The sequence below is a fragment of the Clostridium sp. Cult2 genome (genome assembly GCF_021655075.1).
Classification (GTDB): domain Bacteria; phylum Bacillota; class Clostridia; order Tissierellales; family Tepidimicrobiaceae; genus Schnuerera.
The window spans coordinates 1-16,059 of record NZ_PPXX01000011.1 but is presented as its reverse complement, the minus strand read 5'-3'; the positions used below and the strand labels follow the sequence as shown (position 1 = coordinate 16,059).

The 16,059-nt window shown below is 30.3% G+C and carries 13 protein-coding genes and 1 pseudogene; 2 read left to right on the top strand and 12 right to left on the bottom strand.

Annotated elements, in window-relative coordinates; all coding sequences use genetic code 11:
• Positions 1-270 (top strand): annotated as a pseudogene (locus C3E90_RS01385) (hypothetical protein); the annotation flags it as partial.
• 255 nt (positions 271-525) lie between these two features.
• Here C3E90_RS01385 and C3E90_RS01380 read toward each other — a convergent pair.
• The 10 genes from C3E90_RS01380 to C3E90_RS01335 form a co-directional block, all read right to left on the bottom strand.
• Positions 526-1,488, bottom strand: a complete 963-nt coding sequence (locus tag C3E90_RS01380; RefSeq protein WP_236913755.1) for an ABC transporter ATP-binding protein — start codon at positions 1,486-1,488, stop codon at positions 526-528.
• A complete protein-coding gene (locus C3E90_RS01375) occupies positions 1,488-2,492 on the bottom strand; it encodes an ABC transporter ATP-binding protein (protein WP_236913754.1) in 1,005 nt (334 codons plus the stop codon). Before C3E90_RS01375 ends, C3E90_RS01380 begins: the two co-directional genes overlap by 1 nt.
• A gap of 14 nt (positions 2,493-2,506) precedes the next feature.
• Positions 2,507-3,451, bottom strand: coding sequence for an ABC transporter permease (locus C3E90_RS01370; RefSeq protein WP_236913753.1), 945 nt, complete (start codon positions 3,449-3,451; stop codon positions 2,507-2,509).
• A gap of 2 nt (positions 3,452-3,453) precedes the next feature.
• The gene (locus C3E90_RS01365) at positions 3,454-4,386 is read right to left on the bottom strand and encodes an ABC transporter permease (protein WP_236913752.1); all 933 of its coding nucleotides are present in this window, start codon (positions 4,384-4,386) and stop codon (positions 3,454-3,456) included.
• 154 nt (positions 4,387-4,540) lie between these two features.
• Positions 4,541-6,208 carry a peptide ABC transporter substrate-binding protein gene (locus C3E90_RS01360; RefSeq protein WP_236913751.1) on the bottom strand — a complete coding sequence of 556 codons (1,668 nt, stop codon included), beginning with the start codon at positions 6,206-6,208 and terminating at the stop codon, positions 4,541-4,543.
• Between the two features lie 601 nt (positions 6,209-6,809).
• Positions 6,810-7,844 carry a ribonucleotide-diphosphate reductase subunit beta gene (locus C3E90_RS01355; protein ID WP_016205860.1) on the bottom strand — a complete coding sequence of 345 codons (1,035 nt, stop codon included), beginning with the start codon at positions 7,842-7,844 and terminating at the stop codon, positions 6,810-6,812.
• Positions 7,845-7,872: 28 nt separating this feature from the next.
• Positions 7,873-10,101, bottom strand: a complete 2,229-nt coding sequence (locus tag C3E90_RS01350) for a ribonucleoside-diphosphate reductase subunit alpha (RefSeq protein WP_236913750.1) — start codon at positions 10,099-10,101, stop codon at positions 7,873-7,875.
• Between the two features lie 225 nt (positions 10,102-10,326).
• A complete protein-coding gene (locus tag C3E90_RS01345; protein WP_236913749.1) occupies positions 10,327-10,683 on the bottom strand; it encodes a Spx/MgsR family RNA polymerase-binding regulatory protein in 357 nt (118 codons plus the stop codon).
• A gap of 232 nt (positions 10,684-10,915) precedes the next feature.
• Positions 10,916-12,703: a sensor histidine kinase gene (locus C3E90_RS01340; RefSeq protein ID WP_016205863.1), complete on the bottom strand. Its 1,788-nt coding sequence runs from the start codon at positions 12,701-12,703 to the stop codon at positions 10,916-10,918.
• Positions 12,675-13,370, bottom strand: a complete 696-nt coding sequence (locus C3E90_RS01335; protein WP_016205864.1) for a response regulator transcription factor — start codon at positions 13,368-13,370, stop codon at positions 12,675-12,677. Before C3E90_RS01335 ends, C3E90_RS01340 begins: the two co-directional genes overlap by 29 nt.
• Positions 13,371-13,556: 186 nt before the next feature.
• Between C3E90_RS01335 and C3E90_RS01330 the strand changes: the two genes are divergently transcribed.
• A complete protein-coding gene (locus tag C3E90_RS01330; protein ID WP_046999993.1) occupies positions 13,557-14,417 on the top strand; it encodes a YitT family protein in 861 nt (286 codons plus the stop codon).
• A 107-nt stretch (positions 14,418-14,524) separates the two neighbouring features.
• Here the strand turns inward: C3E90_RS01330 and C3E90_RS01325 are convergent, their stop codons facing one another.
• Positions 14,525-15,085, bottom strand: a complete 561-nt coding sequence (locus tag C3E90_RS01325; RefSeq protein ID WP_236913756.1) for a Fe-S-containing hydro-lyase — start codon at positions 15,083-15,085, stop codon at positions 14,525-14,527.
• Positions 15,086-15,127: 42 nt separating this feature from the next.
• A complete protein-coding gene (locus tag C3E90_RS01320) occupies positions 15,128-15,970 on the bottom strand; it encodes a fumarate hydratase (protein ID WP_236913748.1) in 843 nt (280 codons plus the stop codon).
• Positions 15,971-16,059: the final 89 nt, after the last annotated feature.

The following is a 16,059-nucleotide window of genomic DNA, read 5'->3' as shown; positions in this document are numbered from 1 at the left end:
ACTATAACATTCGAGGAGTTTGAGGTAGTATTAGATAAATATGAAAAATATAAGATAATTTTTAATATAATAGAGGAATTCAAAGAAATATTATTTGGGGAAGATAGCACAAAATTAAATACATGGATAACAAAATCTAATGCCCTAGGTATTAGGGAATTAAACAGCTTTATTACTGGTATTACAAGGGATATCGAAGCAGTAGAAAATGCTATTACCTATGAATATAGTAATGGTTTAAGGGTATTACAGATAGAAAATAACACCTAAATCAACTAACGTTGGAAAGAACCATTTCTTCATTGTAATTTACAATAGTAGTAGGCATAATCTTATTCCTCCCTTGTTAAGTGTTTTTTGGGATAATTAACAATTATCATAGGAATGGAGATTGTGCCATATTCAATTTTTGGTAATATTACCAATTACACTTTTATTTTTGGCATATAAAAAAGAAACCAGCCCTTAAAGACTGATTCCTATACTAATCACAATAAGTTAATAACTAGTGCCTGGTACCAACATTTATAATTCTCTAGCTCTATGGCAAGCTACAAAATGGTTTTCGTGTATTTCTTCTAATTCAGGAGCTACTTCCCTACACTTTGATATGGCATAAGGACATCTGTCTACAAATCTACAATTATCTTCTGGGTCTATAGGGCTTGGTACATCTCCTTCAAGCATTATCCTATGTCTATTCCTTTGAGTTTCAGGATCTGGAATAGGTATAGCTGATAATAGGGCTTTAGTATATGGGTGGATTGGATTATCATAAAGTTCCTCTGAATCAGCCACCTCCATCATATGCCCCAGATACATAACTCCAACTCTATCTGAAATATATCTAACCATGGATAAATCATGGGCTATAAATAGATAGGTAAGCCCTAGTTCATCCTGTAATTTTTTCAATAGATTAACTACTTGGGCTTGGATAGACACATCCAAAGCCGATATAGGTTCATCACAGACTATAAATTTAGGATTCAATGCAAGAGCTCTTGCAATTCCTATTCTCTGACGTTGTCCACCGGAAAACTCATGGGGAAAACGCAAAGAGTGTTCTTCATTTAATCCTACAAGTTTTAGCAATTCAATTACTCTATCACGACGTTCTTTATGGGTTTTATATATTTTATGAATCTCTAAAGGTTCAGCTACAATCTCTTCTACAGTCATCCTTGGATTCAATGAAGCATAAGGGTCCTGAAATATCATTTGGAAATTCCTACGCACCTCTTGCATTTCATTGTGGGATAATTCATATATATTTCTCCCATTGAAAATCAATTGGCCATCTGTTGGTTCATAAAGTCTAATTATGGTTCTGCCAGCTGTAGATTTCCCACAGCCAGATTCCCCTACTAGACCAAAGGTCTCTCCAGGATATATATCAAAGCTAATACCATCTACTGCCTTTAACTTTCCACTACCAACATCAAAATATTTTTTAATATTTCTGGCTGAGATTAAAGGTTCTACCATTATATTTCACTCCCTTCAGCTACACCTTGTGCCATTGGATGATTTAACCAACAACAACTATAGTGAGAATCCGTATGGTGATTTCGTTCTGGCATATGCCCTTTACATATAACCATTGCTTCATCACATCTATCGAAAAATGGGCAGCCCTTAGGAGGTATATATAAATCAGGAGGTGTCCCTTCAATGGAATGTAATGATTCAGACCTATCCATGTCTAAACGTGGAACACTACCTAATAATTTTCTAGTATAAGGATGCTTGGGATTCTTAAAGATTTCATCTACTGTTCCTTCCTCTAAGAGTTGTCCAGCATACATTACAATAACTCTATCACTCATATCAGCAACAACACCTAAATCGTGGGTGATTAGAATTATGGATGTTCCTAATTTATCTTGAATATCCTTCATAAGGTCCAATATTTGAGCCTGAACAGTAACATCTAAAGCTGTAGTAGGCTCATCAGCTATTAATAGTTTAGGGTTAGATACCATTGCAAGGGCAATCATAACCCTTTGACGCATACCACCTGAAAATTCATGAGGATATTGTTTAATTCTCTTATCCGGTTGTGGCACAGATACTAAATCTAACATTTCTACGGCTTTTTTTTCTGCTTCGCTAGAACTCAACTTTTGATGTCTAACCAGTCCTTCAACTATTTGTTTTCCAACTCTCATTGTAGGATTTAACGAAGTCATTGGGTCTTGAAATATCATGGATATTTCATTTCCACGAATCTTTTGCATTTCTTTCTCACTTTTTTGTACTATATCTTCACCATCAAATAGGATTTGGCCATGTTTATAGAATGCAGGTGGCATTGGAAGAAGTTGCATTATAGAGCTTGCTGTTACACTCTTCCCACAACCTGACTCTCCTACCAAAGCTACAGTTTCTTTTTTGTTTACATGAAAGTTAACACCACGTACCGCTTCAACCTCTCCGAAAAAAGTTTGGAAGGATACAGCTAAATCTTTCACCTCTAACAATTTTTCCATTTTTCCACCTCTTTCTATTTACGTAATCTTGGATCAAGGGCATCTCTTAAACCGTCACCTAATACATTAAAAGCAAACATTATAAGTGATATTAGTATTGCTGGTACCAAAATCTGATAAAAAACCCCTATTGGCATAACAGCTAACCCATCATTAGCTAAAGTTCCAAGACTTGGCTTAGGTGGCTGTAAACCTAATCCTAAAAAACCTAAAGTTGCTTCTGCAAATATTGCTCTAGGTATTGTAAGAGTCACATTAACTAAAATAGGCCCCAAAGTATTTGGTACAATATGCTTTCTTAGTATCCATCCATTAGAAGCACCTAAGGACTCAGAAGCCAATGAATACTCAGATTCTTTAAGCTGAAGTACCTGCCCTCTAACTAGATTGGCCATTGGCACCCATCCAGTTATAGTCATAGCAAGGATTAAAACAAACATGGAAGTACCGGACCCAGCCTCTGAAAAAACTACTGATAAAAGTACAACAACAAGCATATAAGGAATACTGTAAATAACCTCTGCTATACGCATCATAATAGCGTCTACTCGTCGGGAGGTCATACCTGCAATCCCTCCATAGATAACGCCTATACCAAAATCAATAAAAGCTGCAATAAGGCCAATTACTAATGAATATCTAGTTCCTAACCAAGCTCTAGTAAATAAATCTCTACCTAATTCATCAGTACCAAACCAATATTCACCATTGGGTTTGACATTAATCTTTTTTAAATTCTGCTCATAGTATTTAAATCCACTTATTTGAGTACCTACAACGGACATAATCCCCATAATTATAAGGAGAATTAGCCCAATCATTGCCAATTTATTCTGCTTTAACCTACGCCATACATCTGGCCAATATTTAATACTAGGACGTCTTATTTTTTCAGCATTTCGTAATTCATGAGGGGCTTTTTCAAACATTTCTCTAGTATATATCATTTCCTCTTTCATAGCTAACGTCCCTCCTTAGTAAGTCTTATTCTTGGGTCAATTAGCATATATGCTAAATCAACTAATAACAACATGGCAATCAATATAATAGCATAAAATACAGTAACCCCCATTATCAGTGTATAGTCCCTGTTATAGATGGATGTGGTGAAAAACATTCCAAGGCCAGGTATACCAAATATTTTTTCTATAACAAAGCTACCTACCAATAGATTTGAAATAGTAGTACCTAATATGGATATAATAGGTAATATTGCATTTCTAACAGCATGCTTGATAATAACTGCTGTTCTTGTAATTCCTTTGGATTTGGCTGTTTTAATATAGTCTTGTCCTATTATTTCTAACATGCTAGAACGCATAAGTCTTGCCATTTGTGCAAGAGGCATTAAAGCTAATGCAAAGGATGGCAATATGGTATGTCTCCATTCTCCCCATCCGCCTATTGGTATCCACTCTACATTTCTAGCAACAAATTGAATTAAAAAAGACCCCATTACGAAACTAGGTACTGAAACACCAATAATGGAAATAATCATAGAAATATAATCAGGAAATCTATTCTGATATAATGCTGCAATTGCACCTAATGCAGGGCCAAATATTAAGGCAATGAGAAGAGCTTGTAGCCCTAACTGGGCAGAAACAGGAAACCCCCTTGCTATCATTTCATTTACAGTTTCAGTATTGGATTTCATGGATTCGCCAAAATCTCCTCTAGCAATATTCTTTAAATACATTGCATATTGTTCACTACGAGGTCTATCTAATCCATATTTTTTTAACAGGTTTTGAAAAACTGCTTCAGGTATTCTTTTATTTTCATTTGCAAAAGGATTACCAGGAACAGAGTGCATTAGAACAAAAGTAATAGTTATAATTGCCCATATAGTAACTATAGACATTGCAAGTCTCTTTAAAAGGTATTTACTCATATTACCTCCCCTTTTCTATAATATTAAATAGAAACCAAGTGGCCAGCATTAGCCACTTGATTCCTTGGAGAATAAAAATCTCGCCACTAATCTAACTGTCATTATCATAATTTTGGTTGGGACAGTATTAAATACTGTCCCGCAAATTTTATATCTATTCTGCTATATCAGCATAAGTTATAACTGGATATCTTATTGCAACTTTTGTTATACCTGTTACACCTGGTTTTACAACGTATGGTTGAGTATAGAAATATACTGGAATAACTGGCATATCTTCCACTAACATCTTTTCTGCTTTTCTCATATTTTCCATACGAATGTTTTGATCAATTGTAGCCTTTGATTCTAGTACTAATTTGTCATATTCTGGATTATTGTACTTAACATCATTAAAAGCACTATCTGACCACCATAAATCAAGTATAGTCATAGGATCCATATAGTCTCCTATCCATCCAGCTCTTGATATTTGATAATCTCCTGCTTTTTCTCTATCAAGTTTTACTTGGAACTCAACATTTTCTAGACCCATTTCAATTCCTAATGCAGTTCTCCACATCTCTTGAGCTGCTTGAGCTATTTTCTTATGGGATTCTGAGGTATTGTAAAGAAGAACAAAATTACTACTGTTAAAGTCTTCTATAGTCATTCCCTCTTCAGCTAAACCTTCTGCTAATAATGTTTTAGCTCCTTCTGGATCGTATTCAATTAGATTACCTACTCCATCTCTAAATTCCTTACCATTTTCATCATCTAACCCGTAAGGAACTACACCTTCAGCTGGCATTTGTCCACCTTGTGTTATGTCGGTAACTATAGTTTCACGATCAAGAGCCATTGATAAAGCTTTTCTTACCTTTACGTTATTAAATGGTTTAGCTTCTGGGTTTACATTGTAGTAATAAGTACCAACTTGGGCACCTATATTTAGCTCTGGATCATTTTGTGCTTGAAGTTGAGCAACTACTGATGTTGGAATATCTACTAGAATATGATATTCTCCACCATCATATTTTTGCCATGCTGTATTTTGGTCTTCTATAATGTCTAAATCGATACCATCTAATTTAATCTTGTCTGCATTATAATAGGTTTCACTCTTTTCCATTACGATTTTAGCATTATGTTCCCATTTAACTAATTTAAATGGCCCATTTGAAATATGAGTTTCAGGTTTCTTTGCCCAATCTGGATTAGATTCTACAACATTTTTATTAACTGGAAAATAAGTATAGAATGCAGTTAATTCTAGGAAATATGCTGTAGGAGATTCTAGAGTAACTTCTAGAGTCTTTTCATCTAATGCCTTAACTGCTACATCATCTCTTGTACCTTCACCAGTATTAAAAGCTTCTCCGCCTTTAATATAGTAAAGTTGAAATGCATAGTCTGCAGCTAATTCTGGATCCAAAGCCCTCTTCCAAGTAAATTCAAAGTCTTCGGCTGTAACTGGATCTCCATTTGACCATTTTACACCATCACGAATAGTGAAGGTATATGTTAGTCCATCTTCTGATATTTCATAATCATCAGCCATACCAGGAACCAATTCTCCATTTTCGTCGAATGTCATAAGTCCTTCAAATACATTTTCTAATATCCAAGACTCATGGGTTCCTTGAGCTAATGCAGGATCTAAAGACCCTGGTTCACTACCATTGTTTGTTCTTAAAATTTTCTTTTCTCCTGTGTCTCCAGTTGAAGGTTCATCAGCTGTATCAGCTGGTTTGTCTGCTTCATCAGCTGGGGAAGAACACCCTGTAAAGAGCATTGCTACCACAAGGAAAATACTTACAAGTACTAAAAACTTCTTGCTCATTATTTGTTGCCCCCTTTTAAATTAATGTTCCGTCAAATATCTGACGGATATTTAGTATGTTTATATAAAAATCTAAAACCCAATATTTTAGGTTTTAGATTTCTTTTCAAATTCCCTATGCTAGTACCATTTATTAAATCATCTTATATTATTTTACGTTACTAAATTTATAATAGAACTTGTCTGTACTTATTTTCTAAGTTTACCACAACTAAGTCAAAATTTCAAGAACATTCCGTAAAGTTTTATAATAAAAATACTATTGAATATTTAGTAAAGTTGGCATAAAATGGCCATTTTGTAATTTTTGAGTATTCTATTTTCTTTAGGTTGAAGTTAAACATCCAAGTATCATAGCAATCTCCTTTATATATCTTGTTATTGATATTTCATAAAGTTTCCTAATTTTCCGTCTTATGCTACAATTAAATTATAGCATACATGTATTAATAAATTATCATACAGTAGAAATAAAAATTAATAAAAAAACTCCCGTAGGAGTTTTCTGAATCAAATAATTAACAGTAATTTTTAAAAAGCTTCATAATATAATAACTTATACTTAACATTTATTCGACTATATTTTCTATTAATCTATCTTTTATAAATCATCTATAAGTGCTCCTGCTTTAGCATATGCTGTTGATTTAGCTTCAAAAAAATCTGTTTTAACTGAATTTGCATCTGCTAATATATCTACCCAAGCAGCAGGATTTTTTTTGTACCCATCATATATTGCATCTAATCCTATTGCTCTCATTCTTAGGTTACCTAGATATTTTATATAATCATTAATTAAGTTCCTATTTATTCCTTGAATATTATCACCTATAACATAATTTCCCCAAGCTATTTCATGTTCTACCGCTGTTTTCATCATTTCTTTTAATTGCTCTTTTAAATCTTCTGTAAATATTTCTGGTTGTTCTACTTGTAATTCTTTTAGTATATTTCTAAATAACCAAAGATGTGTATTTTCATCTCTATTTATATATCTTATTTCTTGTGCTGAACCTGGCATTTTTCTATTTCTCTCTAAATTATAAAAGAACATAAATCCTGAATAAAAGTATATTCCTTCTAGGATATAATTTGCCATTACAGTTTTTACAAGATTTACTTCTGTTGGATTTTCTAAAAACTTATTATATAAATCTCCAATAAATTTATTTCTATCTAATAATATTTTATCATTTTTCCATTGATATAATATTTCATTTCTCTTTTCTGGTGAACAAATTGTATCTAGCATATAGCTATAGCTTTGCGAATGAACAGCTTCTTGGAAAGCTTGTATAGTCAGACATAAATTCACCTCACTGGCTGTTATATAGTTATTTATATTAGATAAATTGGCAGTTTGTATTGAATCTAAAAATATTAAAAAAGATAATATCTTATCATAAGCTGTTCTTTCTTCATTTGTTAGCTTATTATAATCTTTCAAATCTTGAGAAAGATTTATTTCTTCTGGAATCCAAAAGTTATTCATTGCTTGTCTGTACCAATCTGACACCCAAGTATATCTCATATTATTAAAATCATTTAAGTTAGTAGTATTTCCGTTTATCATTCTCTTTTTAGATATTTCTGTATCACCATATTCATTAAAAAGAGGTTTCTTATTTATGATCATTTCTATTCCTCCAGTTCCTTTATTTATATTATGCTGAACAACTTTCACAGTCACTTACTGATAGGGATTTTGAACGTACATAGTATATTGACTTCACTCCACATTTGCATGCTTCTATATATAAATTCATAATTTGTCTCATAGTGTAATTAGTTGTTATATATAAATTAAAAGATTGGCCTTGATCTATATGTCTTTGTCTTACTCCATTCATTTCTACACACCACTTTTGATCTATGTTATATGCAGAGTTATAGTACCAATAATTTTCTTCATTTAGATTTGGTGCAGTTTTTGGTATTATACTTCCCTTTTTCTCCTCTAACCAAAATCTAGACATTACTGGATCTATCCCCTCAGAAGTTCCTGCTATAGTTGCCGTTGATCCATTTGGGGCTACAGCTATCAAATATCCATTTCTCATTCCATAAGTATTTATATCTTCTCTTAATTCATTCCATTTTTCTGAGTTATATCCTCTAAGTTCAAAGTAATTTCCATTATCCCAATCTGAACCTTCAAAGCATGAATATCGTCCTTTTTCTTTTGAAATATTCATGCTCGCTTTTATTGCGTGATAATTAATTCTTTCATAGACATTATCTGCAAAATCTTTATGTCTATCTTCTGTCCAGTGAATTAAATTATTTGCTAACATATGGTGATATCCACTTGTTCCAAGCCCTATTGCTCTATATTTTTTATTAGTTACTTCTGCAAATGGTACTGAATAATAATTTAGATCTATTACATTATCCATAGCTCTTATTTGAGTTTCTACAACATATCCAAGTTCTTTATCATTTTTAACATCAACATTACCTAAAACTACTGATGATAAATTACATACTACAAAATCACCTGATTTTGTTTTTTCAACTATTATTGAATCTCCATTTTCATCTTTTATCTCACACTTTTGTATATCCATAGGACTCATATTTTGCATAATTTCTGTACAAAGATTGGATGAGTAAATCATCCCTTTATGTTTATTTGGATTCATCTTATTTACTGTATCTCTATAAAAAGCAAAAGGTGTTCCTGTTTCTGCTGCACTTTTTATTATTAATCTAACTATTTCTTTTACTGACATAACTCTCTTACTTATGCTTTCATCTTCTACACATTCATAATATCTCTTTTCCCACTCTTCTCCATAGAAATCTTCTAATGAATATCCCTTTGCTAATCTGATTTCGTGAGGACACATCATATACCAATTTGAATCTATATCTGTTTCTGCAAGTTTCCAAAATAAGTCTGGATAACAAAGCCCTGGAAAGACATCATGTGCTTTTTTTCTGTCATCTCCATTATTAGTTTTTAATTGTAAAAACTCTGGCAAATCCTTATGCCACGCATCTAACCATATAGCAACTGATCCATTTCTTACTCCTAATTGATCTACTGCTATTGCTGTATCATTAAATAATTTTACCCATGGTATCACCCCTCCAGAAGCTCCCTTAAACCCTCTTATTGGTGATTCTAAAGCTCTAATTTTCCCAATATATATTCCCATTCCACCACCAAACTTTGAAACCTCTGCAAAGTTATCAATTGATTTATATATCCCCTTTAAACTATCTTGCACTGTATCTATAAAGCATGAACTTAATTGATAAAATGGCTTTCTAGCATTAGACATTGTTGGTGTTGCCATTGTTGCTTTAAGTGAGCTTAATACATCATAGAATCTCTTTGCCCATAATACTCTTACTTCCTTTTTTTCTGGAATTGCTAAGTGCATTGCTATGCCCATGAACATCTGTTGTGGAAGTTCCAATGTGCTTCTATCAAAATCTTGAATTAAATATCTACTTGCTAGGAGATTTATTCCACTATATGTAAATAAAAAATCTCTCTCTGGCTTAATAGCTTTTTCTAATTCTAATACATCTTCCTTAGTATAATTCTCTAATATATATTTTCCATAAAGGCCCTTATATGTTAATTCACTTATGAATTTATGTAAATTTTTATATAAATCTTCTTCTTTATTTAAATTTCTATTTTTTCGTATTTCATCATATAGCTTTAATACATAAAGTTTAGATGCTGCCTTTTGCCATTCTGGTTCTATATCTGATGTAAGCTCTAAAGCTACTTGAATTACAGAATTTCTTATTTCCTCTTCTCCCATATTAGGCCTAATTATATGATTTAATTCATCTATGAGCCTTTCTTCTGTATAAACCTCACTACCGTCATCTATTCCACCTATCGCTAGCTTACATATATTAAACAAATCCATTGATTATTCCCCTTTCACTATATATGGTATATAAATTTCTTGCATTTTCCACCACTATACAATATATAGATATTATAATTTCAAACTTTTCCTTTGTAAAATTTAATAAACTATTGCTAGAAAAGAAAAAAAGGAGGTATTCAACTAATATCTCCCTTTTCCATATATAATAATAGTTTTATGAATAATTTTTATTCTTTAGTATTTAAAACCAAATAATATTAATTATTTTAATTTTGTTAACCATTCTTCTTCTTTAAAACCTACTAATATTGTATCATCTTTTACTATTATAGGCCTTTTTACTAACATTCCATTAGAAGCTAATATATCTAAAAGCTCCTCTTCTGGTAATGCTTTAACTTTATCTTTTAATTGCATTTCTCTATACAACACACCTGAAGTATTAAAGAATTTATTTATTGGTAGATTACTCTTAGCTAACCATTCCTTAAGTTCTTCTTTAGTTGGGTTCTCTTCTGCTATATGCCTATCTATAAATTCTATATTATTTTCAATTAAAAACTTTTTTGCTTTTTTGCATGTAGTACATTTGGGATATTCAATAAATAAAACTGACATTTTATCACTCCTATATTTAGTTATTATTATTTAATTATTATTATATATATTTTTCAATTAATAAATGAAACATCTACCTCATACTTCCTTAGCCGGGCTTTGTCACTAAATTCAGTTATCATTACACTCAACTTCATTAAGTGTTCAATACCTCTACATCATTACTATTTTTTATAAAGTCATTAATTAATATCCTTATATGAGTAAAATATAAAAATTGAAAGCATGTATATTATTTCTTAGGTATAATTAAATATATTTTAAACATATCTCCTTCTACTTCTATTTTTATGCTACCATTATGAAGCTCAACTATACTTTTAGTTATGGCAAGGCCCATACCAGATCCTTCTACTGATGAATTTCTTGACTTATCTGCTCTAGCAAATCTTTCAAATATATCTTGAGTATTAAAATCCATTTCATAATTAGATATGTTTTTAAAAGAAACTTCCACTGAGTTTTCTCTGGCATTTATATCTATATACACCCTAGTATTATTTAAAGAATATTTTAAAGCATTTACAATTATATTTTCAAATACTCTAGACATTAATTTACCATCTAGATCAACAAATATTTCATCCTCATTTGAGCTTACTTTAAACTCTAAGTTTTTTTCTTCATATAAATTTGAGTATTCTCCAACACCTTGATGTACTAATGAAACTATATCTATTTCCTGCTTTTCTATTGTCATCTTTCCGCTATTCAACTTTGATACTTCAAATAAGTCTTCTATAAGACTTTTTAGCCGTTTAGAATTTTTATCTAATATAGTCAGGTAGTCTTTTTTCTCCTCATCTGTAATATTTCTGTCATTTAATATATTTACATAGTTTATTATTGATGTTAAAGGAGTCTTTAGATCATGAGATACATTTGATATAAGCTCAGTCTTTAGCTTCTCATTTCTTATCTTTTCATTTAATGCTATTTTATAGCCGTCTTTTATTTGATTTATATTATTTACTAATTCTTTAACTTCTCTTTCTCCAATATTAGTTAAATTATATTCTAAGTCTCCTGCATTAATTTTTTTTAATCCATCATTTATTATAGATATATCTAAGCTTTTCTTTAATGAATATAATACACACATTAATGGGATTAGAACTAAAATTAAAGTTCCTTTAAATGGGTACTTACTTAAAAATGTTATTAATATATTTTGATTTCTTATTCCTGCAATTAAATATAAATAAACCAGTATTACCCCTACGGATCCACTAATTGAAATTATCATTTTATTTCTTGTATTTTTATACTTATATCCATACTTCAAAACATAAAAAAGCCTTTTTAAAACTTTTATTTCTAAGTGTATGTTACTACTGTTAAATATAGAGTTTACTATTATTTTTAATAAAAGAAGCATAGTAAATATAGTTGATAATATCATACTCCTTGCAGTTAAAGATTCAGTCTTTATAAGATAAGAGTACACACTTGGATCTCTATAATATATCTCTATATATTTATCTATATTTTGCTTTGAAATTTTCTCATTTGTACTTTCTATATAGTAATTATATATATCCTTATTATCTATTCTAACAGAAGAAAACTTAAATTCCTTTAAATAATCATTTATCTTCTCTTCTAATAAGGCAACAGTATTTTCTTTAATTTGTACAGATTTATATAAATTAACATCGTTAGTCGTAAATTCTCCTGTTTCCTTATTCATTAAAATATAAAACAAGCTACCATAAAAATAGTTATTTTGTGATAAATGTTGATTTTTATATTCTAAAATACTAATATCTTCTAAGTTATTTGTATCAGTATATATTTCTTTTGATAAATCTTTACTTTCATAATATATCATTGATTGTATATATTTATCTTTATTTAATAAAGCATCAAAAGTTCCTGCTCCTAATTCAGCAAACGTATTGTTAAAGGATTGGTAATATCCTATAGTTAATGTCACTAATGAGACACATACTACTAGAATCTCTATACCCCATACACCTGTTATGTATTTTTTAATCTTCTCTTTCAATTTTATATCCAACTCCCCACACTACCTTTATATATTCAGGGTCCTTTGTATTGAGCTCTATCTTTTCTCTTATTCGCCTAATATGAACAGTTACTGTATTTTCACTTCTATAAAATGGTTCTTCCCATACTTTTTCATATATTTCCTTAATTGAAAAAACTTTTCCTAAATTTGAGGCTAACAGTTGAAGTATCTTAAATTCTGTTGCTGTAACTTTTACCTCTTCACCTCTTAATAATATTGTTTTTTCTTTATTATTTATAACTAAATCTTTTACCTCTATTATATCAGGGCTTTCACCTTCTAATTCTAGAGGTTTTTGATATCTTCTTAATTGAGATTTAACTCTAGCAACTAGTTCTAAATGATTAAATGGTTTTGCTATATAATCATCAGCTCCAACATTTAAACCTAATATCTTATCACTATCCTCGCCTTTAGCTGATAACATTATTATAGGTAGATTTTTCTTCTCCCTAATTTTTAAACACGTCTTGATTCCATCCATTCTAGGCATCATTATATCTAATACTATTAAATGTATTTTTTCCTTATCTAATACTTCTAAAGCCTCTATTCCATCTCTAGCTTTAAAAACCTTCATTCCTTCTCCTCTTAAATATATATCTATAGCATCTCTAATTTCCTTTTCATCATCAACTACTAAAACATTAAACATACTTTCACCCCTTGATTTATTTCATCTTATAAATATAATATCTTATATTATGATATTTTACTAATTATAAAAATTACATTTTTATTAAAATAGCCTATTATATCTATAAGTTATTATTAACATATTTATATATTTAATATATAATCTTATTGTATATTTCTAATAGATAAATTTAAGGAGTTTAATATGTTACACAAGTTCTCAATCAACACTCACATGATCCTAGATTTTATTATTATTTTTTTGGGATGTATAATAGCATCCTTAGGTGTTAATTTATTCTTAGTTAATGCTCAATTACTTAGTGGTGGAGCTACAGGGGTCGCACTTATTTTACAATACTTATCAGAGATACCATCTGGAATATCTGTATTTATAATTAATATCCCTTTATTTTTCCTTAGCTATAAAATGTTAAGTAAAAGATTTACTTTATATACTGCAATTGGTATGATTTCTTTATCAGTTGCTCTTATCATAACTAAGCCTTTATCTCATTTAGTAAAGGTAGAAGATATATTACTTTATTGTATTTATGGTGGAGTTTTATGTGGATTAGGATATGGTTTAGTTTTTTCAAGAAACGGATCAACAGGTGGTACTGATATTATTACTATGGTTGTTAGAAAAAAGTTTTCTAACTTTGAAATTGGTAAACTTAGCTTTGCAATTAACTGTGTAATAATTTTTATAGGAGCTTTAATATTTGGACTTCCTAAGGCTCTTTATACTTTGATTTCTATATTTGTTCAAGGAGCTATTGTAGATAAAGTTATAAATGGATTTAACAGTAAGAAATTATTGTTAATATTAACTGAAAAAGAAGATGATATTATTCAATATGTTATTAAGGATATGAATAGAGGTGTTACTTCACTTATAGCAGAAGGTGAATATACTCATAAGCTAAAGAAAATGCTTTATATAGCTGTAACTTCATCTCAAATGGTTCATTTAAAAAGCAAAATTCTGAGAATAGATCCTAAAGCATTTATTACAATAATAGATGTTTCTGAAGTTAATGGAAAAGGATTCTATAAAATTTAAATATATAACTAAACTATAGACATATTATGCTCAATTCTCCGTCACTTCGTTCCAAGTCGACTTTCGCATTAATGTGTCTATAGTTTTACTAATTATAGTATTTAAATTTACTTTCTTTTGCTCCTAAGATATTCTTCTTGTCCCTGCTTGTATAGATTATTCCCTTCAGTATCTATAATAACTATTAATGGCATATCCTTAATTTCCATTCTCCTTATTGCTTCTGCACCTAAATCCTCGTAAGCTATTATTTCTGATTTAGTTATACTCTTAGATATCAGAGCTGCCGCTCCACCAATAGTGCCAAAATATATAGCTTTGTTTTTAATAATTGAATTAATCACCTCTTCATTTCTTGCTCCTTTTCCTATCATTGCTTTTAATCCTAAATCTAATAACTTAGGTGAATATGCATCCATTCTATAACTTGTTGTTGGTCCAGCTGATCCTATAACATTGCCTTCTTTAGCTGGAGTTGGTCCTACATAATAGATTGTCTCATCTTTAATGTTTATAGGTAATTCTAATTTAGCATCTAGTAAATCTATTAACCTCTTATGAGCTGCATCTCTAGCTGTATATATACTTCCAGTTAGCAAAACTCTATCTCCTGCCTTTAAATCTTTTATCTTCTCATATGTTAAAGGTGTATTAATTTTTTTATCCACAGAATCTATTCTTATAACTTCTTTTTCCACAGACTTATCCCCCTATAAAACCACTTCTTTGTGTCTTGTTACATGGCAGTTTATATTTACTGCAACTGGTAATCCTGCTATATGCGTTGGATATGTTTCTATGTTTACTCCTAATGCTGTTGTCTTTCCACCAAAGCCTTGTGGACCAATTCCTAAATTGTTTATTTCATTTAATAACTCATCCTCTAAATTGCAATAGAATTCATCATTATTCCTAATATTTATAGGTCTTAGTAAAGCTTTCTTTGCTAAATACGCTGCTTTATCAAAAGTACCACCAATACCCACACCTATAACTATTGGAGGACATGGGTTTGGACCAGCTTCTTTTACTACCCTTATAACAAATTCCTTAACTCCTTGAAGTCCTTCTGAAGGTTTCAACATTTTTATTTGACTCATATTTTCTGATCCAAAGCCTTTAGGTGCAACGGTTATCTTTAGTTTATCTCCTTGAACTATATCGTAATATATAATGGCTGGAGTATTATCTTTAGTGTTAATTCTATTTATAGGATCATTCACAATAGATTTTCTTAAATATCCATCTTTATATCCTCTTCTAACACCTTCATTTACAGCATCTTCTAGACTTCCTCCAATTATGTGTATATCTTGTCCAATTTCAATAAAAACACATGTCATCCCTGTATCTTGGCAAATCGGCATTCTTTCATTTTTAGCTATCTCTGAATTTATTATTATTTTATCAAGTATATCTTTAGCTAAATCCCAAGTTTCTTCCTTTTCAGATCTTACTAGAGCATTTTTTATATCATTAGATAAATTGTAATTAGCTTCTATACATAATTCTCTAACTACGGATACAACCTCTTCAATGTGTATTTCTCTCATAAATATCCCCCTTATACTTTTATCTTCTTAAATAATATAAAATATCACTTTGCAAATATTAAATTATTTATATAATTCTATAAGATTCT

Coding starts and splice junctions, on each gene's coding strand:
- C3E90_RS01360 (WP_236913751.1), bottom strand. CDS start 6,208: ATGAGCAAGAAGTTTTTAGTACTTGTAAGTATTTTCCTTGTGGTAGCA.
- C3E90_RS01370 (WP_236913753.1), bottom strand. CDS start 3,451: ATGAAAGAGGAAATGATATATACTAGAGAAATGTTTGAAAAAGCCCCT.
- C3E90_RS01335 (WP_016205864.1), bottom strand. CDS start 13,370: ATGTTTAATGTTTTAGTAGTTGATGATGAAAAGGAAATTAGAGATGCT.
- C3E90_RS01365 (WP_236913752.1), bottom strand. CDS start 4,386: ATGAGTAAATACCTTTTAAAGAGACTTGCAATGTCTATAGTTACTATA.
- C3E90_RS01320 (WP_236913748.1), bottom strand. CDS start 15,970: ATGAGAGAAATACACATTGAAGAGGTTGTATCCGTAGTTAGAGAATTA.
- C3E90_RS01350 (WP_236913750.1), bottom strand. CDS start 10,101: ATGGATTTGTTTAATATATGTAAGCTAGCGATAGGTGGAATAGATGAC.
- C3E90_RS01345 (WP_236913749.1), bottom strand. CDS start 10,683: ATGTCAGTTTTATTTATTGAATATCCCAAATGTACTACATGCAAAAAA.
- C3E90_RS01375 (WP_236913754.1), bottom strand. CDS start 2,492: ATGGAAAAATTGTTAGAGGTGAAAGATTTAGCTGTATCCTTCCAAACT.
- C3E90_RS01380 (WP_236913755.1), bottom strand. CDS start 1,488: ATGGTAGAACCTTTAATCTCAGCCAGAAATATTAAAAAATATTTTGAT.
- C3E90_RS01330 (WP_046999993.1), top strand. CDS start 13,557: ATGTTACACAAGTTCTCAATCAACACTCACATGATCCTAGATTTTATT.
- C3E90_RS01355 (WP_016205860.1), bottom strand. CDS start 7,844: ATGATCATAAATAAGAAACCTCTTTTTAATGAATATGGTGATACAGAA.